Source organism: Hydrogenophaga crassostreae (assembly GCF_001761385.1).
GTDB classification, from domain to species: domain Bacteria; phylum Pseudomonadota; class Gammaproteobacteria; order Burkholderiales; family Burkholderiaceae_C; genus Hydrogenophaga; species Hydrogenophaga crassostreae.
This window is the reverse complement of the sequence record NZ_CP017476.1, coordinates 3992878-4010530: the sequence shown is the minus strand read 5'-3', so window position 1 is coordinate 4010530 and position 17653 is coordinate 3992878. Positions and strand designations below refer to the sequence as shown.

15 protein-coding genes and 1 tRNA gene are annotated in these 17653 nt (G+C 57.6%); 11 read left to right on the top strand and 5 right to left on the bottom strand.

Annotation, left to right across the window (positions count from 1 at the left end):
• Positions 1-460 precede the first annotated feature (460 nt).
• From LPB072_RS18515 to greB, 10 genes are all read left to right on the top strand, one after another.
• The gene (locus LPB072_RS18515) at positions 461-715 is read left to right on the top strand and encodes a helix-turn-helix domain-containing protein (protein ID WP_066087346.1); all 255 of its coding nucleotides are present in this window, start codon (positions 461-463) and stop codon (positions 713-715) included.
• Positions 712-2052, top strand: a complete 1341-nt coding sequence (locus LPB072_RS18510) for a type II toxin-antitoxin system HipA family toxin (protein WP_066087349.1) — start codon at positions 712-714, stop codon at positions 2050-2052. Before LPB072_RS18515 ends, LPB072_RS18510 begins: the two co-directional genes overlap by 4 nt.
• 51 nt (positions 2053-2103) lie before the next feature.
• Positions 2104-4233 (top strand): site-specific DNA-methyltransferase, encoded by a 2130-nt coding sequence (locus tag LPB072_RS18505; RefSeq protein ID WP_066087352.1) that lies wholly within the window; start codon positions 2104-2106, stop codon positions 4231-4233.
• 3 nt (positions 4234-4236) lie between these two features.
• Positions 4237-6804 (top strand): DEAD/DEAH box helicase, encoded by a 2568-nt coding sequence (locus LPB072_RS18500; RefSeq protein WP_066087355.1) that lies wholly within the window; start codon positions 4237-4239, stop codon positions 6802-6804.
• A 38-nt stretch (positions 6805-6842) separates the two neighbouring features.
• Complete coding sequence (locus tag LPB072_RS18495; protein WP_066087357.1) at positions 6843-7124, top strand: hypothetical protein; 282 nt, start codon at positions 6843-6845, stop codon at positions 7122-7124.
• A gap of 389 nt (positions 7125-7513) precedes the next feature.
• Positions 7514-8335, top strand: coding sequence for a hypothetical protein (locus LPB072_RS18490; protein WP_157559358.1), 822 nt, complete (start codon positions 7514-7516; stop codon positions 8333-8335).
• 5 nt (positions 8336-8340) lie between these two features.
• On the top strand, positions 8341-8673 hold the full coding sequence (locus tag LPB072_RS18485; RefSeq protein ID WP_066087362.1) for an STAS-like domain-containing protein: 333 nt from the start codon (positions 8341-8343) through the stop codon (positions 8671-8673).
• A complete protein-coding gene (locus LPB072_RS23550) occupies positions 8673-9119 on the top strand; it encodes a hypothetical protein (protein ID WP_157559357.1) in 447 nt (148 codons plus the stop codon). Before LPB072_RS18485 ends, LPB072_RS23550 begins: the two co-directional genes overlap by 1 nt.
• Positions 9120-9365: 246 nt before the next feature.
• A tRNA-Arg gene (locus tag LPB072_RS18475) sits at positions 9366-9442 on the top strand.
• Between the two features lie 111 nt (positions 9443-9553).
• Entirely contained in the window at positions 9554-10120 is a 567-nt protein-coding gene (gene greB, locus LPB072_RS18470; protein ID WP_066087366.1) for a transcription elongation factor GreB, read from the top strand.
• 46 nt (positions 10121-10166) lie between these two features.
• Here the strand turns inward: greB and LPB072_RS18465 are convergent, their stop codons facing one another.
• The 5 genes from LPB072_RS18465 to LPB072_RS18445 form a co-directional block, all read right to left on the bottom strand.
• A complete protein-coding gene (locus LPB072_RS18465; protein ID WP_082876787.1) occupies positions 10167-12440 on the bottom strand; it encodes a RelA/SpoT family protein in 2274 nt (757 codons plus the stop codon).
• 93 nt (positions 12441-12533) lie between these two features.
• Entirely contained in the window at positions 12534-14141 is a 1608-nt protein-coding gene (gene nadB, locus LPB072_RS18460) for an L-aspartate oxidase (RefSeq protein ID WP_066087369.1), read from the bottom strand.
• A gap of 65 nt (positions 14142-14206) precedes the next feature.
• Complete coding sequence (locus LPB072_RS18455; RefSeq protein WP_066087373.1) at positions 14207-15061, bottom strand: segregation and condensation protein A; 855 nt, start codon at positions 15059-15061, stop codon at positions 14207-14209.
• Between the two features lie 32 nt (positions 15062-15093).
• Positions 15094-15306, bottom strand: a complete 213-nt coding sequence (locus tag LPB072_RS18450) for a DUF3460 family protein (RefSeq protein WP_066087376.1) — start codon at positions 15304-15306, stop codon at positions 15094-15096.
• 43 nt (positions 15307-15349) lie between these two features.
• Positions 15350-17017, bottom strand: coding sequence for a SulP family inorganic anion transporter (locus LPB072_RS18445; RefSeq protein WP_066087378.1), 1668 nt, complete (start codon positions 17015-17017; stop codon positions 15350-15352).
• Between the two features lie 104 nt (positions 17018-17121).
• On the opposite strand from LPB072_RS18445, the gene bamE reads away from it, so the two are divergent.
• Positions 17122-17646 (top strand): outer membrane protein assembly factor BamE domain-containing protein, encoded by a 525-nt coding sequence (bamE, locus tag LPB072_RS18440; protein ID WP_197508858.1) that lies wholly within the window; start codon positions 17122-17124, stop codon positions 17644-17646.
• Positions 17647-17653: the final 7 nt, after the last annotated feature.

Below are 17653 nucleotides of genomic sequence, written 5' to 3'. Positions count from 1 at the left end.
GAGTTTTCCCCGTGAGGTCCGCTTTTAGTGTGGTCAACTGAGCAGGGGGTATCGCTGATTTTTGTGCTCGGATTGACTCTGCAGGCTAAAAACCTTTAGCCGCTAAAAAATACGAGCGCGCCCAGGCCAGCACATCGCTCGCCCACTGGCCCCCGAAGACCTCCAAGGTCGGCGTGGTTGCCCGGTGTGCAATAGACGGTTTCGGGTGTGCAACAGGCGGGCGTCGGTGGGTAATCGACGAAATATCCACAGGATGAGTGCCAAAATCTCGTAATTTCCGTCTATTGCACACCGTTGGCCAAGAATGACACCGACCTGGTGGCCCCGCTTCGTCTCAGAGCTGGCCCGATGGACGTTACTGGGGCATTTGGGCGACACAGTGCATGAAGCAAGCATGCTGAAACTTGATATTTTTATCAAGAAAATTCTAAGTTTGTAGATTTATTGATATAGTTATCAAGTGCAAACTCTACAAGAACTGGGCGAGGCTGTTGCCGAGCGCCGTAAGGCGCTGGGTCTGCGTCAGCAGGCAGTGGCAGAGCAAGCCGGTATCACCCCCGAGTCGTTGTCCCGCTTTGAGCGGGGCCGCAGTGCCGAGTTCGGCTCGCGCAAGCTACTGGCTGTGCTCGCGGTGTTGGGCATGGAGCTCAACGTCATCCGTTCAGGCCAATCCGGCACGCTCGATGAGCTGAGGCAGGAGCGCAACCAGGCATGAAGCTCTCGGTCTACGTTCTGGGCCGAAACGTGGCCACGCTGGAGCAGTCCGGCGACTTCAAAAGCGTGCTCGCTTACAACGCCAACACCGTTGAAAGCGCGCCAGACGATTTCGTCTCGCTCACCATGCCGGTGCGCACGGAGAGCTACGTGTGGGACGACCAGCTCCCCCCGGTCTTGCAAATGAACCTGCCCGAGGGCTATTTGCTCCAGGTGCTGCAAGAACAGTTTGGCCCTCACATCGGCGCCAGCCCGATCGCCTTGTTGTCAGTCATTGGGCGCAACATGGTGGGCCGCTTGCAAGTGGCCGCGCCGGGCGCCGCACTCAGCGAACCCGCCAAACCGGTTGAAGTGGCCACCCTGCTGAAGGGCGACAACTCGGAAGCCGCCTTCGCCGCCTTGGTGCGTGAACACGCCACCAGCGGTGTGTCGGGTGTGGTGCCCAAATTCTTGGATGCGCAAGACGAAGCTGGCTCCCCTCTGGCGAAACACCGAAAAGCCAGCCTTCTGACCCGCCGCCACATCATCAAAGGCTCAAGCGCCCAACTGCCTTTCGTGGCGTTGAACGAACACCTGTGCATGCAAGTGGCCAGCCGCGTGATGCCCACCGCCAAGACCGAAGTGTCAGACGATGGACAGGCGCTGGTGGTGCACCGCTTTGACGTCGATGAAAACGGCCAACCCCATTGGGGCATGGAAGACTTTTGCAGCCTGCTGGGCTTGCGCCCTGCCGCCAAGTACGACACCACCTGGGAGCGCATTGCCAAAGCCGTTCGCGACCACGTGCCCGGCGCCCAGCGGCTAGAGACCAACCGCCAGCTCGCGACCACTTTGCTGTTGACCTACGCGCTGCGCAACGCAGATTGCCACGCCAAGAACCTGGCCTTGCTCTACACCAGCCGGGCCGACGTGCACCTGTCACCCGCCTACGACATGCTGACCACCAGCGTCTACGCAGGTTTTCAGCACAACCCACCCGGCATCGAATTCATGGGCAAGAAGACATGGGCGCCGGGCAAGAACCTGCAGAAATTCATTGCCGCCACCTTTGGCATTCAGCCAAAAGAGCAGGCCCAGATGCTTGAGGCCATCAGCGACGCTGTGGCCGATGTGGGCCCGCTTGTGCGCCAAGCGATGGCGCAGCACCCCGGCTTTGAAGAAATCGGCAAGAGCATGCTCAGGGATTGGACCGAAGGCGTGCAAGGGCTGCGCGATCAGCGTATGTACGCGGTGGGTGAATGGGCGGCGGGTGATGCATTTGAAGGCTTTTCGCCGCCCCCAAAGCTGGCAGCAGACAACAGAAAAAATGGTCAATCTCCCCTGATGGGGAAGCGATGACGCAACTCTTCACTCTCTACAAAGCAACGCAAATACACACAGGTAGCTATCGTGTCCCGTCTTACTGATTTAATTTCCCGTGCCAAGGCAAGAGACTCGCAACTCGGCGCCGACCTTGAACAAGAGTTCAATGTTTTGTCCTCGCGCCTGCCCTATGGTCTGAACTTCGAGCGTCACAGCCCGGAAGTTGTGGAGCTCCCGCTACGACCCGTTCGCAAAGGTGACAAGGTACGCGTGCTGCCAGAGCGCGGATCGAAGCAGAAGGGCGACCAGAGGCTGTGGCAGGTCAAATACATTCACAAGGCCAAAAATACAGCCGACTTGGAGTTGCTCGGAGCCGCATTTCCCGAAACGATCTCGGCGGGGCTAGGTGACCTGGTGGTGGTGGCCGAGTTCCGCGACACGATCTACCCTGGCTTGGTTAGCACGGGCAAGGTGGAGCGCGGTGGTAATAAGCCATTCCATTCGGTTATCAATGGCGAGAACTACCACGCACTGAAGGCATTGACCTATACGCATCGTGGCAAGGTAGATGCTATTTACATCGACCCCCCATATAACACGGGCGCGAAGGACTGGAAATACAACAACGATTATGTCGAGGGAGACGACCAGTATCGGCACAGCAAGTGGTTAGCGATGATGGAGCGTCGTTTGATGGTGGCGCGCGAACTACTCACTCCGCAGGATTCAGTACTTATCGTGACTATCGACGAGAAAGAGGTAAACCGCCTCGGCCTTCTGTTGGAGCAAGTTTTCGCAGGATCCCGCATTCAGATGGTAACCACGGTAACCAATCAGCGCGGTGTAGCTCGTGGTCAGGAGTTCGCTCGAGTTGACGAATATGCTTTTGTTGTGTTTGTTGGAGGTGTCCGTGTGACACAAGGCTCAGATGATTTACTTACGTCAGACGAGACAATTGCCAAACAACGAATCGACATCTGGAATCGATTGATGCGAAGAGGGACCGACTCTCTTCGCGCAGATTCGCCGCGCCAGTTCTATCCGATTTTTATTGACCCTGTGCGGAAAGCGATTGTCTCTGCAGGCGACCCGTTACCGCTTGGTGCGAATCGATTTAGCGTAGAGGCGCCAATGGGCTGTGTAGCTGTTTGGCCGATACGTACGAACGGTGCAGAAGGTCGTTGGACACTCGGTGTTGAGTCCTTGCGTAAATACGCCAGTGAAGGAACCGCAAAGGTTGGTGCGTATAGCAAAGCTAGGGACCAATGGTCAATCAGCTACTTGATTTCCAAGGACCTGGCGCGCATAAAAAGCGGCGAAATCAGAGTTACTGGGCGTGACCAGAATGGTGTTCTACAGCTAGAGCACGCTGAGCACATCGAGCGAAAGAAACTGCCTCGAACGGTGTGGTTTCGAGACTCGCACAACGCAGGTATGTATGGATCTGAGCACCTGAGTCGTTTCATTCCAGGAAGAAAGTTCCCATTTCCGAAATCACTCTATTTGGTTGAGGATATGCTGCGTGTCTTTCTCTCCGAGAAGCCCAATGGGATCGTGATGGATTTCTTTTGTGGCTCAGGCACTACTGCACATGCAGTTATGCGGCTGAACAATCAAGATGGCGGCAGTCGTCAGAGCATTTCCGTCACCAACAACGAAGTTGCCGCTGACGAGCAGAAAGCGCTGCTTGCTCAAAGACTTCGCCCAGGCGATGAGCTTTGGGAGCGAAACGGTATTTGCGAATACATCACCAAGCCTCGCGTGGCTGCAGCCATCACAGGCAATACTCCTGATGGTGAGCCTATCAAAGGTGACTACAAGTTCACCGATGAGTTTCCCATGGCTGAAGGCTTTGAGGAAAATGCTGAGTTCTTCACATTGACCTACGAGGCTAGGAACGCTGTGAACCACAACTTGGCCTACGCTCGCATTGCCCCCCTGCTTTGGCTGCGGGCCGGTGCGCGTGGTAAGCGTATCGACAAGCTGCCAGCCAATGGCTGGGCCGTCGTAGATGCTTACGCATTGTTAACGTCAGTTGATGCAGCAACTTCTTTCATTGATGCGGTGAATCAGGCCAACGGACTGCGCGTGGCCTACGTCGTGACCGACGACGACCGTCGCTTTCAGGCCATTGCCAAGCGGCTACGAAATGGCATAGAGCCCGTTCGCTTGTACGAGTCGTATCTAACCAATTTTAGTTTCTCTAACGGGGATTAGTGCATGAAGTTCACTCTCAAGGACTACCAGCGTGACGCAGTTTTAGACGCACTGTCCAATGTTAGGAAGGCGCGTCGTTTATGGCACGGCGAGCGCGATAAAACAGCGTTTTCACTCACCGCTGTGACGGGTGCGGGTAAGACTGTCATGGCGGCAGCGGCCCTTGAAGCCTTATTCTATGGAGACGATGAATTTAGCTTCGATGCAGACCCAGGTGCAGTAGTGCTCTGGTTCAGTGATGATCCATCGCTTAACGAACAAACCCGCTTCCGTCTGATGGAGGCTAGTGACCGCATCAATCACAGCGACATGGTCGTGGTGGAGCACCCGTTCAGCCGTCGCAAGTTCGAAGCCGGGAAAATTTATTTCCTTAACACTCAGAAGTTTGGAAAGAACAGCCTGCTGGTGCGAGGCTTTGAGGGCGATGACGATCTGATCACACAGGTTCGGCCTGATGCCCAAGCTTACACGCTGTGGGACACGATACGTAACACCATTGAAGATACCGGTTTGACCCTATATTTGGTGTTGGATGAAGCGCATCGTGGCATGGGCAGTGCCACAACAAAAGAGAAAAGCACCATCGTGCAGAGACTGATCAACGGCTTTGGCGGCATGCCGGGCGTTCCAGTAGTTTGGGGCATTTCGGCGACTGTGGAGCGTTTTAACCAGGCCATCGAATCCGCAGGCAAACACATCAAATTGCCAAACGTTGTCGTTGACCCGATCAAGGTGCAAGAGTCGGGCCTTGTCAAGGACACCATCTTGCTGGATATCCCGGACGAGGCGGGTGATTTTGATACCGTGCTCGTGCGTCGCGCCACAGACAAATTGAAGGACTCGACCACTGCCTGGGCGGCCTACGCGAAGCAGCAAACGGATGCGCGACTCGTACTCCCATTGATGGTTCTGCAGGTTCCCAATACGCCTGATCCTAGCGAGATTGGTCGGGCGCTTGACACCATTTTCGAGCGATATCCTGAGCTGCCTCCAGCTTGCGTTGCGCATGTTTTCGGAGACCACACCACACAGCGTTTCGGGAATCGCGATGTGCCCTACATCGAACCTCAACGGGTTCACGAGTCCACATGGGTGCGCGTGCTGATCGCAAAGGACGCAATCAGCACAGGCTGGGATTGCCCGCGTGCGGAGGTGATGGTTTCTTTCCGCCCTGCCAAGGACCGCACCCACATCACCCAGTTGTTGGGACGCATGGTTCGCTCGCCGCTGGCTCGCCGCATCCCTGGCCATGATCGGTTGAACGCCGTTGACTGTCTGCTCCCAAGGTTCGACCGAAAGACCGTGAAAGAGGTCGTCGATGCACTCATGAAAGGTGACGACTCGGCGCCGCCATCCGGGCGCATCCTCATCGACTATGTGGAGGTGACGCCACACCCAGACGCATCATCCGCCGTTTGGGAGGCGTTTGAAGCCTTGCCATCACAGACACGCCCGCAACGTGGCGCCAAGCCAGCACAACGGTTAACAGCACTGGGGCACGAATTGGCCTCTGACGGCATTCTCCCTGGCGCGGGCGCACAGGCCCATGCAGCGATGCACAAGGCTTTGGATGCGTTTCAGGAAAGCCAAAAGGAGGAGATCGGAGCAAAGCGCAAGTCGGTGCTGACCGTGGACGGTAAGACCTTGATCGCCGACATGAAGGGCAAAGCAAAGAGCTTTGATGAGTTTTGGGAGGACGCAGACGTGGCGGTGATCGACGACGCTTACCGACGTGCTGCACGCATCTTCAGTCCTGATATTTCAAAGAGCTATGTTGAGCATCTGGCGCAAAAGGTGGCCAACCTTGACGATGATCCTGAGGAGTATTTGGAGGCCATCACCGAGGCCCGAGTCACGGTAGCTGGCTTGGGGTTGGTCACAATGGCGCCCGCCTACTTCGATGCGCAAGCCGATGCCCTAGCAAAGGTATGGCTGAAGGAATACTCGCCGCAAATCAAGGCACTCAGCGACGACCGCAGGGAGTCTTATCGCCAGGTCATCGAAATGAGCACGGAGCCACAGAGTGTGGGTTTGTCAAAGCCCGAATCCCGCTACGAGGCTACCAAGGCACGTGAGCACGACAAAGATGTCGCCTTCCCGGCATGGAAGGGCCATTTGCTTTGCGACAAAGATGGCAAGTACCCTGCAGAGTTGAACGAGTGGGAGCGCAAGGTTTTTGAAGCCGAGTCCAAACATGCTGGGTTCAGTTTTTGGTATCGCAATCCGCAGCAGCCAGGACAAGCTTCACTGGGCATCGCCTACATCGAAGATGAGCAGTACAAGATCGTTCGACCTGACTTCATTTTCTTTGCCGAACAGGATGGCAAGGTGGTGGTAGATCTGGTCGATCCCCATAGCTTCCACTTGGCCGATGCTTTGCCAAAACTGAAAGGCTTGGCGAAGTACGCTGAAGAATTTTCGGGCTTCTATCGGCGAATGGAATCAGTTGCGGAGGCCAGCGGCAAGTTGCGCGCGCTTGATCTAAAAAATAGTGATGTTCGCCAAGCGATCGAGAGCACAACGAGCGCTAAAGCATTGTTCGAGGGAGTGTTGGCCAAAGACTACTCGTGATTTTTGTGCGACACGGTGACTCAGATGACATTTAGCCAATGTCATTTGTGAACTTGTCGCGTGGCAAGGGTTTCCGTATCAATGGCTTCTTCAACCACTACCCAGATCTCATCGTGAAGACCAAGGCTGGCAAGATCATCGCGCTCGAGACCAAAGGAGACGATCGCGACAACAGCGACTCAGAGCTGAAACTCAAGCTAGGTAAGCTTTGGGAATCCAAGGCAGGGCGGGACTACCGGTACATGATGGTGTTCGACAACAATCCGATTGATGGGGCAGAACGACTGGCGGATGCGCTGAAAAAAATCGGTCGGCTTTGACTAGGGAGCCGAACCCGTACGGAGGTTCTCGGGTGACCCCGAAACTTTGCGGGAGATGCAGACGCACTCAAGTGAGACTTGACTTAGATAGGGCCTGAACAGCCCTCTTTTCTTGCGATTTCGCAGGTCAACAGAAGCTAAAAATGAAAAAAATTTCCGAGGGTAGGCTGGAGTGGCTTGGTAGACGGGTACGACGACAGGGATTGTTTTCTAGGCGATTGGCCAACACGGTCCGGCGAGACAACTATTTTGGTCGCGTCAGGGGGCGTTTAAGGACTTCAACGATTTTGATACCAAGTGTCCTTGTCGCAGAGCGGTACGAAAACCGGTGCAAGATTCACGACGTAGTTGATCAATGTATTCGTGCTCTTGACCGTGGTGGTAGTCGCGTGAAACTGGATTTTTCAAAAGTTCAGAAGATCTACCCGGGCGGGATGCTCGTGCTGCTAGGCGCGCTAGAACTGATTCTCGAAATTTTTCCGGGGAAAGTCTCGGCACGGTGCCCACCGAAGTCACTTTCTGCGCAGTTGCTGAGGCACTTTGGTATTGCTGACAAGCTTGGTGTGAGCCCTCAATCCAGTCAGCCAACTGCTAGGTCAGTAGTTGAGTGGCGCTACTTGACTGGTACGCAGGCGATAGGAGAGGATGTTCGTGAACTTCTACACAGCTATCGACAGAATACTAGTGCTGAGATTCCTCCAGACTTGTTCAGCGTACTCACAGAAGGGTTGATCAATGTGCGCCACCACGCCTACCCGGCAGACTCAGAGATCCCCCCGGACCTTCGTCGGTGGTGGCTGTTTTCCCGATACGTTGAACCTGAAGGACAGACGGCAGGAAACCTTTACATCGCAATTTATGACATGGGGGTTGGCATCCCGACTACCATGAAGGAGCGACTTGAAAGAGGGGAGGTCATCCTCAACTTGATCGAACAGGTGATACCCACTGGAAAAGCGCTGGACAAGGCGCTCCTACTACAAGCGGTTGAACACCGTAGGTCGGGCACTGGATTGCCACATCGTGGAAATGGTTTGCCGGAAATGAGAGAATTTGTGGCTTCCACTTCTGCGGGGCGTCTATACATCGTGTCCGGAAGCGCGCAGTATTCATATGGGCCAAGTTCCCAAGAGGGTATGGTGACCGCGTATTCGCGATCATTCCCAGGAACCTTGATCCTCTGGAGCCTTCCTCTTAAGCTGAAGGAGTAACAATCATGAGCACGTTGACAATCTCTGTTGCCGAGCAGTTTTCTCCTGCGCCAGCAGGTCGATTTCTTGACGATGGTCCTTACCCTGGCGCGGCCTTTCGAGACAATTTGCTACTTCCAGCCATTAGGACTAGCGAAAAGGTGATCGTTGATATGGAGGGAACTGAGCTTGCTGGTTCTTCCTTCCTCGAAGAGGCCTTTGGAGGGCTGGTGAGGGCAGGTTTTTCCGAGGAGATCCTTCGGAAGAAACTTGAACTCAAGTCACCTCGAAGCAGTGACCCGATCCGTATATGGAGGTACATCCACGACGCCGCGCTTCGATGCGAGCGAGTTCATTGATGCCAGTGGAGTGGACAAAGGACGTTTTGCCCTGGGCTCCCCCTGCTCTTACTGTTCTTGGTTGGTATTTTGTTAATGCCCAAAATAACAAGCGGGAGGTTCGCAAAGAAATGCGATCCGCTTGTGATCGTTGCAAAGCTTTGGCCAAAGATGCCGTAGTTCTTGGGGTGGGGTACTGGGTCGGCTCGAAAGACGTAGAAGCTTGGCAGATCAAGGTAGTGCTTGATGAGCTTGACATTGAGCTCTGCAGATTTCCAGAGCTTCGCGGTCGTATGGAGCTGCTTGGTAAGTATGCCGATTTGGTAGATGCCATCACCGGACATGATTTTGAGAGCTCTTCTCCTAAGGTCAGGAAGCCAGGAGACCCAGTCATGCGCGAGATGACAAGAGCACGCCAACGATTGCTTGTTGAGATTGAACACCAGTACGAAAAGCACTTCTGCTGAACACTTCAAAGTAGAAGCAGTTCTTCGGTACACCTGCGGTACACCCATCAAGTTTTGACGGTTTCACCAAACTTCGCTAAGTTACTGTCACCAAAGTACTTTTAGCTTTTCTAGGCTACGGTCATCTTCGGTGCGTTTGCCTAGGCACAGCATTTGAGGGCCAAACTCATAATCCTTTGGTCGAGTGTTCAAGTCACTCACGGCCTACCATTTTTCAAAAGAACCATGCTATACTGCAAGGCTTACGCGGCTGTAGCTCAGCTGGATAGAGTACTTGGCTACGAACCAAGGGGTCGTGGGTTCAATTCCTGCCAGCCGCACCAAATGATTAGCCCGCAGCCAAAAGCTGCGGGCTTTTTCATTGCCGATTCTCTTTGCCCCGCAGCGGGCAAATTAACCCTTCCAGAACCACATTACGCTGTTCCCAGGCAATCATGAGCAAGGCATTCACCCGCGAGTCCGACGCTGAAGATGACGACGACGCTGGTGTTCCTCTGACGCCTTTGGTGGCGCCCGACGGCAAGAACTACATCACCCGGCCGGGTTACGAACGTTTGCGCGGCGAGTTGTTCACCCTGATCGACGACGAGCGGCCCAAGATCGTTGAGATCGTGCACTGGGCGGCGAGCAATGGCGATCGCTCGGAGAATGGTGACTACCTCTATGGCAAGAAGCGTTTGCGTGAGATAGATCGGCGCATTCGGTTCCTGACCCAGCGTCTGGAGATCGCAGAGGTGGTGAACCCATCAATCCACTTTGGTGGTGACCAGGTGTTCTTTGGCGCCACGGTGGTGGTGGCCCATGCCGATGGGCAAGAGACCACGGTCACGATTTTGGGTGTCGATGAGGTGGACAGTGCTCAGGGGCAGATCAGTTGGGTATCACCGTTGGCGCGGGCCTTGCTCAAAGCGCGACTGGGGGATGCCATTCGCTTGCAAGTGCCGGGGGGCACGCAGGAGATGGAGGTGGTCGCCGTGGACTACCCTGCGCCTGATGCCTGAATTTCGGCGGTTTCCCCTTCACTGTTGCCTGTAAGGGGCACCGTACTCAGGTCTTTGACGGCTTGAACCGTTGGGCTTTGAGCACCGAGGGTGTTCGTTTGAGGCTGCGCAGGATATCGGCCAGGTGAACCCGGTTGCGCACGGTGATCGAAAAGCGGATATCGGTTGCCGTTTCGGGACGTTCTTCGCCCATGTTGACATGGGTGATATCGCCTTCGGCGGCCGCTATGGCCGATGCGACACGGGCGAGTACGCCCTTGCCGTTGGTCACTGTGACCACAATATCGGTAGCGAATGGGCGCACAGTGTCTTCCGACCACTCCACGTTCAAGAACCGCTCGCTGTCGCGTGCCAGCAGACGCTTGCCTGTGGCGCAGTCTTCGGCGTGAATCACCAGGCCTTCACCGCGCCCGAGATAGCCAACGATGCGATCGCCAGGAATGGGCTTGCAGCAACGGCCGTATTGCACCGACATGCCTTCGCTGCCGTCGAGCGTGACGACGCCCTGTGCAAGGGACTCGTCGTGGCCGACCGCAAAGCGCTCTTTGCTGATGAGCAGGGGGTCGGGCTTGAGTCCATCTTCAATCAGGAGGATGGCCATTTTTTTGCCCACCATGCTGGCGATGCGTTTGCCCATGCCGATGTCGCTGAGCAATTCGTCGCGCGATTTGTTGCCCGTAAACCGCAAGACTTTTTCCCAGGTGGCTTTGTGAGGCCCGTCTTCGTCGGGCAGGCGCGGGATGCCTTCGGATCGCAACGATTGCGACAGCATTCGCTGACCCCATTGCTGGGATTTTTCGTCCGCCAGTGTCTTGAGGTGGTGGCGAATTTTTGAGCGAGCGCGTCCGGTTTTCACAAAGGACAGCCAGGCTGGATTGGGCTCGGCGCTGTCACCCGTGATGACTTCCACCACATCGCCATTGGCCAGTTCGGTGCGCAATGGTACGGATTCGCCGTTGACCTTTGCGGAAATGGTCCGGTTGCCAATATCGCTGTGGATGGCGTAGGCGAAGTCCATCACCGTAGCCCCTCGCGGCATCGACAGGATTCGGCTCTTGGGTGTGAACACGTAGACCGCATCGGGAAACAGATCGACCCGGATGTGGTCCCAGAATTCGCCCGCATCGTGGGTTTCCTGCTGGATGTCCAGCAGTGATTGCAGCCATTGGGCGCCAAGGCGGTGCGAGGTCTCGCTACTGGGTTCGCTGGCCTTGTAAAGCCAGTGGGCAGCGACCCCCGACTCGGCGACCACGTCCATTGCGTCGGTGCGCAACTGGAATTCGATGTTGGTACCGAAGGGGCCGATCAGTGTGGTGTGCAGCGACTGGTATCCGTTGACCTTGGGGATGGCCACGTAGTCGCGGAACTTGCCAGGCAGGGGTTTGTAGAGCTGGTGCAGAACGCCCATCCCGGTGTAGCAGTCGCTGAGCTCTGGCACAACGATGCGAAAGCCATAGATGTCGGTGACCTGCGAAAACGACAGGTGCTTGTTGTCCATCTTGCTGTAGACGGAGTAAAGCGCTTTCTCCCGCCCCAGGATGCGAACGCGCATGCCTTGCGTCGCGAAGCGGGCTTCAACTTCCTGCTGCACGCGGCTGAACAGGTCTTTTCGTCGGCCCCGTGACTTGTTGAGGGCTTTTGACAAAACCTCATAGCGCCAGGGATGCAAGAAACGAAAGGAGAGGTCTTGCAGTTCCCGGTAGGTGTAGTTGAGACCGAGGCGATGGGCAATGGGTGCGTAAATCTCCAGGGTTTCGTTGCTGATGCGTCCCCACTTGTTGCGCGGCATGTCGCCCATGGTGCGCATGTTGTGGGTACGGTCGGCCAGTTTGATGAGGATGACCCGCACGTCTTTGGCCATGGCCAGGAGCATCTTGCGAAACGATTCGGCCTGATTCTGCTCGCGGGTATCAAACTCCAGCTTGTCGAGCTTGGTGAGGCCGTCCACCAGTTCGGCCACGGGTGAGCCAAAGCGCTCCACCAGATCTTCTTTGGTGACGCCGCAGTCCTCCATGGCATCGTGCATCAACGCGGCCATCAGGGCCTGGGCGTCGAGCTTCCATTCGGCGCACTGGGCTGCTACCGCAATAGGGTGTGTGATGTAGGGGTCACCGCTTTTCCGCATTTGGCCCAAATGGGCTTCATCCGCAAAGCGGTAGGCCTGGCGCACCAACTCGATATCCGACGCGCCGAGATAGCCGAGCTTGTCTTCCAGCGCCGCGAAACTGGCAGCGGCCGCGCTGGCTGCTTTGGCCAGAGCGACCGCAGACGGTCGCCGGATCGGCTTGCTTGGCTTGTCGGTGGCAGCAGAGTGGGGCATGCCCCTACTTTAGCGCGAGAAGGCTGAGTTTCTTTGTGGGATCGCGGCAACCCACGTCAAGATGATGTCTTTTCGAAAATCGGAGCCAGCATTTCAGCGTGCGGGGGGCACCAGGATGGTGGGTTTTGCCACCGGCAAAAGGTCGGGGTAGTCGCGGCTGAAATGAAGGCCGCGGCTTTCGTGGCGCAACATGGCGGACATCACGATGAGGTCGGCCACCTGCACCAGGTTGCGCAGTTCCAGCAGGTCGCGGGTGACGTGGAACTGCGAATAGAACTCGTGAATTTCGCGTTGCAGCAGCGTGATGCGGTGGGCGGCGCGCTCCAGGCGTTTGTTGGTGCGCACGATGCCCACGTAGTCCCACATGAAGCGGCGCAGTTCGTCCCAGTTGTGGGAAATAACGACCATCTCATCGGCATCTGTGACGCGGCTGTCGTCCCAGGCAGGAAGGGCGGCGGCTTCGCCAGCCGGGGTTTCCTGGATGGCTTTGACGGCGGCTTGGGCGAACACCATGCACTCCACCAGCGAATTGCTGGCCAGGCGGTTGGCGCCATGCAGACCGGTGCAGGTGGTTTCGCCCACGGCGTAGAGGCCGGTCAGGTCGGTGCGGCCAGCCAGGTCGGTGACCACGCCGCCGCAGGTGTAGTGTGCCGCGGGCACCACCGGGATGGGGTCTTTGGTGATGTCGATGCCCAACTCGGCGCAGCGCGCCAGGATGTTGGGAAAGTGCTCTTGCAGGAATGCGGGACTCTTGTCCGAAATGTCGAGATACACGCAGTCAAGACCGTGTTTCTTCATCTCGAAGTCGATGGCGCGGGCCACGACATCGCGGGGCGCCAGCTCGGCGCGCTCGTCGTGGTCGGGCATGAAACGGTGGCTCTCCAGGCGCGCGGGGAGCTTCAACTGTCCCCCTTCGCCGCGCACGGCTTCGGTGATGAGAAAGCTCTTGGCGTGGGGGTGGTAGAGGCAAGTGGGATGGAACTGGATGAATTCCATGTTGCCTACGCGGCAACCAGCGCGCCAGGCGGCAGCGATGCCGTCGCCGGTGGCGGTGTCGGGGTTGGTCGTGTAGAGGTAGACCTTGCCTGCGCCGCCGGTGGCCAGGATGGTGTGGGGGGCCTGGAAGGTTTCGATGACGTCCTGGTCCACATCGAGCACGTAGGCGCCATGGCAGGTGGACGCCTTGCCTGCCTGGTGTGCCCGGCCCAGCTTGGCATCGGTGATCAGGTCCACCAGCATGTGGTTTTCGAAGAAGACGATGTTGGGCGTGGCGCGGGCGCGTTCGCTCAGGGTTTTCTGCACGGCCGCACCTGTGGCGTCGGTCGCGTGAACGATGCGGCGGTGGCTGTGACCGCCTTCGCGGGTGAGATGCAGTTCGCCCAGTTCGGTCGAAAACGGAACCCCTAACTCTTGCAGCCAGGCAATCGCCGCCGGTGCATTTTCGACCGTCAGCTTGGTGGCTTCCAGGTCGCACAGGCCGGCGCCTGCGACCAGGGTGTCGTCCACATGGGAGGCATAGCTGTCGCCTTCGGCGAGCACCGCGGCGATACCGCCCTGGGCCCAATTGCTGGAGCCGTCGGAAATGCCGCGCTTGGTGATCACGGCCACCCGGTGTGTGGGCGCCAGGCGCAGGGCGGCGGTCAGGCCGGCCAGGCCGCTGCCGATGATGAGTACGTCAAAAGAATGGTGGTTGGCACTCATGGCGTGTGGCGGGATGAGGGTGTGATGAGGTCTTTGGCCACTGAAATGGGCAGCGATTCAAAGACCTAGTTGGGGGTATAGGCCAGGCGCACGTAAATGGGCGCAAAGGCCTCGGCCTGTGTCAGCTCAATCAAGGTTTCTTTGGCGAGCTCGAGCATCGCGATAAAGGTGACCACCATGACCTGGTGACCGCGGGAAAAATCGAACAGATCGCCAAATTCCACGAAGCGTTTGCCTTGCAAATGGCGCAGCACGATGCTCATGTGCTCCCGCACCGAGAGCTCTTCTCGGCTGATTTTGTGGTGTTGCACCAACGTGGCGCGCTTCAGAATGTCGCGCCAGGCGCTTTGCAGGTCGATGGCGCTGACATCGGGGAAGCGAGGCGCCAGCGATTGCTCCACATAGACCTGGGCGCGCAAGAAATCACGGCCATATACGGGAATTTCGGTCAAGCGATGGGCTGCGAGCTTCATCTGCTCGTATTCCAGCAAGCGGCGCACCAGCTCGGCACGAGGGTCTTCAGCTTCTTCGCCCTCAGCAGCCTTCTTGGGCGGCAGAAGCATGCGCGATTTGATCTCGATCAGCATCGCGGCCATCAGCAGGTATTCGGCCGCCAGCTCCAGATTGCTCTGGCGGATCTCGTCCACATAGCTCAAGTATTGGCGGGTGACCGCTGCCATGGGGATGTCGAGAATATTGAAGTTCTGCTTGCGAATCAGGTAGAGCAGCAAGTCCAGCGGGCCTTCGAACGCTTCGAGGAAAACCTGCAGGGCGTCGGGCGGGATATACAAATCCCGCGGCATGGTGAACAGAGGCTCCCCATACAGGCGGGCCAGGGCCACCTGATCGACCACGCCGGGCAACACCGAATCCAGGCCCTCCGGCGCCGCGTCGAGTTCGGTGGTGTCGCTCGGCGTCATGGCGCGAGTGTGCCCGGTGTGGTCAAAACTGATCAGATGTGATCGGACACCGTTTGATAAACGTAAGGGCGCTGTGGCACTTCTGCGGCTTCTGCCTGGGCCTGGAAGTCGCGGTCAATCTGCTTGTCCCACAACAGGGAGCGGCCCAGTCGCTGCGCCTGCTCCAGCTCGGGCTTGTCGGCTTTGAGCTGGTCGATGAACTGGGTCGCTTCAGAGCGGTAGTGCGGGCGGGCGAAGAAGGACATGGTGTGCGGCGTTTGAGACGCCGGTTTGGGCAAAAGAGTGATTTTACCGGTCCGCCGGGCGTTCTGCCTTGCCGGGGGTGGCATGCAGGTGGGCGGCAAAGCCCGAACGCTCGATCAGAGATTTCGGCTGAGGGTTGAGACCGGTCATGCTGAGGCTCCCGCCGTGTTTCAGAATGGCCTTGTGCAACTGTTCGAGGGCGTCCAGACCGGTGGTATCCAAAGCAATCAGGCGGGATGCATCGAGCTCCACATGCACCCCAGGCTTCGCGCTCCCGACCTCGGCCAGGATGGGGTCCATTTTGGCTGCAGCGCCGAAAAACAGTGAGCCGTAGAGCGAGTAGCGCAGGGTGTGGTCGCTGTGTTCAATTTTCTCGGCTTGAAAGATGGCGCTCTGGCGCCGAACGAACAGCACGCAGGCCATCACCAGGCCCAGCTCAACGGCGACAGTGAGGTCGAAGATCACGGTGGCGAGGAAGGTGGACACCATCATCAGCCGGTAGTGGTTGGTGAATTGCTTCAACCGGCTGAACTCGCGCCATTCCCCCATGTTCCAGGCCACGAAGAGCAACACGCCGGCGAGCACGGCGAGGGGAATGTGTTGGGCCAGGGGTGCGGCGAGCAACACCACCGCGGCCAAAGTGCCAGCGTGCACGATACCCGCCACCGGCGAGGTGGCGCCTGAGCGGATATTGGTGACTGTGCGGGCAATGGTTCCGGTGACGGGCATGCCACCAAAAAAAGGCACCACGGCATTGGCGATGCCCTGTGCCATGAGTTCTTGATTGGGGTCGTGTTTGGGGGTCTCGCTGAGCTGGTCGGCCACTCGGGCGCACAGCAGCGACTCAATGGCGCCCAGCAGGGCGATGGTGAGTGTGGGTGTCACCAGCAGCTTGGCCGTCTCCCAGGAAAAAGCGGGCAGCGCGAAGGGTGGTGTGCTTTGGGGGATACCGCCAAAACGGGTGCCTATGGTTTCAACCGGCAGCTTGAAATACCAGGACGCCAGCGTCAGGGTGAACAGGGCGACCACGGGGGCGGGGAGTCTGGAGGTGGCGCGCAGCGCACTCACGGTGTCGATTTGATCGAGCTGGCGTCGAAACTGCGAATCCACCGCCCACAACCTCGGCCAGAGAAACAGGCCGCCGATACACGCCAGGCCCAAACCCAGGGCGTACCAGTTGAGCCCATTCAGATGCTGAGCCAGCGTGAGAATCTGGTTGAAAAAGTCGGCCGGCATTTTGGCGATGTCGAGGCCGAGCAAATCGCGCAACTGAGAAAGACCAATCAACACCGCGATGCCGTTGGTGAAGCCAATCACCACGCTCACCGGCACATAGCGCACCAGGTTGCCCATGCGAAACAGGCCCAGCAGAAACAACAGCACGCCTGCGCTGGCCGTTGCGATCAAGAGGTTGGCGACCCCGTAGCGTTCAACGATGCCGTAGACGATGACAATGAAGGCGCCGGCCGGGCCGCCGATTTGCACCGAGGTGCCGCCCAGGGTGGCAACGATGAAGCCGCCAATGATGGCTGTCCACAGGCCGGCTTCGGGATTCAGTCCGCTGGCAATGGCGAAGGCCATGGCGAGAGGCAGCGCAACGATGCCGACTGTGGCGCCCGCGCCCGCGTCGCGCGCAAAGCGCTCGGCGGTGTAGCCGCGCATGTCTTGCAACAAACGCGGCCTGAACGGCGCAAGCGGAGGGGTCTTGTTCATGGGAACTGCATGTTACCGTTTGCAACCCTCGGCGGGGCTGACGGCCGCGTGCACGGCAGATCGGGGTTTACACTGAAACGGTCGTTTTTCAAGGAATCACACCCATGTCCTCAAGCCCTGTTCTTTCATCGCGTTTCTGGCGTTTGGCTTTGGCAGCGGTGTTCGCTGTGGTGGCGATCACAGCCTGCGACCAGCAGAATATTGTCGAACTGGAAGAGGGCGTGTCGACAGAGGCCGATGTTCGTGAGCGATTTGGCGCGCCTGAGGCTGTGTGGGACGGGGCCGACGGTGACCAGATTTATGAATACAACCGTCAGCCCGAGGGATACCAGAATTACCAGATCACCATCGGTGCCGACGGCAAGATGAGTGCGTTGCGCCAGGTGTTGAACCCGGACAACTTTGCACGGGTGGAAGTGGGGATGCCTATGGAGACGGTGCGCAAGATGCTGGGCAAACCCATGAAGATCACCACCTATGAGTTGAAAGGTGAAACCCACTACGACTGGCGCTACCACGACGGCCCTAACACAAGCGATTCGAAGATTTTCACAGTGGTTTTCGACCGTGACTACCACGCCGTGTCGACCGGTTCGGTGCCCGATCCGGCATTGCTTCGCGGGCAGTGACCGGTCG

Excerpts from the sequence above, each read along its gene's own strand:
- LPB072_RS18510 (WP_066087349.1), top strand. The coding sequence starts at position 712 with ATGAAGCTCTCGGTCTACGTTCTGGGCCGAAACGTGGCCACGCTGGAG.
- LPB072_RS18500 (WP_066087355.1), top strand. The coding sequence starts at position 4,237 with ATGAAGTTCACTCTCAAGGACTACCAGCGTGACGCAGTTTTAGACGCA.
- LPB072_RS18495 (WP_066087357.1), top strand. The coding sequence starts at position 6,843 with ATGTCATTTGTGAACTTGTCGCGTGGCAAGGGTTTCCGTATCAATGGC.
- LPB072_RS18485 (WP_066087362.1), top strand. The coding sequence starts at position 8,341 with ATGAGCACGTTGACAATCTCTGTTGCCGAGCAGTTTTCTCCTGCGCCA.
- LPB072_RS23550 (WP_157559357.1), top strand. The coding sequence starts at position 8,673 with ATGCCAGTGGAGTGGACAAAGGACGTTTTGCCCTGGGCTCCCCCTGCT.
- greB (WP_066087366.1), top strand. The coding sequence starts at position 9,554 with ATGAGCAAGGCATTCACCCGCGAGTCCGACGCTGAAGATGACGACGAC.
- LPB072_RS18465 (WP_082876787.1), bottom strand. The coding sequence starts at position 12,440 with ATGCCCCACTCTGCTGCCACCGACAAGCCAAGCAAGCCGATCCGGCGA.
- nadB (WP_066087369.1), bottom strand. The coding sequence starts at position 14,141 with ATGAGTGCCAACCACCATTCTTTTGACGTACTCATCATCGGCAGCGGC.
- LPB072_RS18455 (WP_066087373.1), bottom strand. The coding sequence starts at position 15,061 with ATGACGCCGAGCGACACCACCGAACTCGACGCGGCGCCGGAGGGCCTG.
- LPB072_RS18450 (WP_066087376.1), bottom strand. The coding sequence starts at position 15,306 with ATGTCCTTCTTCGCCCGCCCGCACTACCGCTCTGAAGCGACCCAGTTC.
- LPB072_RS18445 (WP_066087378.1), bottom strand. The coding sequence starts at position 17,017 with ATGAACAAGACCCCTCCGCTTGCGCCGTTCAGGCCGCGTTTGTTGCAA.
- bamE (WP_197508858.1), top strand. The coding sequence starts at position 17,122 with ATGTCCTCAAGCCCTGTTCTTTCATCGCGTTTCTGGCGTTTGGCTTTG.